Source organism: Bradyrhizobium sp. 164, from assembly GCF_023073715.1.
Classification (GTDB): Bacteria; Pseudomonadota; Alphaproteobacteria; order Rhizobiales; family Xanthobacteraceae; genus Bradyrhizobium.
On sequence record NZ_JADPKA010000023.1, the window covers coordinates 1 to 541 of the forward strand.

The 541-nt window shown below is 70.2% G+C and carries 1 protein-coding gene; it reads right to left on the minus strand.

What is annotated here, in order from left to right; all coding sequences use genetic code 11:
• The coding region (locus IVB01_RS07845) for a chemotaxis protein CheW (protein ID WP_247280640.1) at window positions 1-445 on the minus strand (445 nt) is incomplete at its 3' end.
• Window positions 446-541 lie beyond the last annotated feature (96 nt).

A 541-nucleotide genomic window follows, 5' to 3' on the forward strand; every position in this document is an offset into this window, starting at 1 on the left:
CGAGCTCGAGGACGCGATCGACGTCGAGGACGACCATGAGCTGGCCGTCGAGGCGGTGGACGCCGCCGGCGAGCTTGGCCATGCGGGGGTCGAGGTTGACGGGGTTGTCTTCCTTGCCGTCCTCGGGCAGGCGCAGCACCTCGCCGATCTGGTCGATGAGCAGGCCGTAGGATTCGCCGCGCAGGTCGACGCCGACCGCCATCGGCACCTTGCCGTCTTCGGCCTTGGGCAGGCCGAGGCGGGCGCGCATGTCGACCACAGTGACGATGCGGCCGCGCAGGTTCAGCACGCCCGCGATCTCGCGCGAGGACAGCGGCACACGGGTGACGCGCTCGGGCATGAACACGTCCTGGACGCGGGAGATCGGCAGGCCGAACAGCTGGCCGCCGATCATCGCGGTGACGTATTCGACCATGGCGCCTTCGCTGGACTGGGTCTTGCTCATCGCTGGTCTCCTGATCCTGGGTTAGGCCGCCGCTGCCCGGCTCAGCTCGGAGGCGCCGGCGGCGCCCGCGGTCTGCTCCTTCAGCGCCGCGATCAG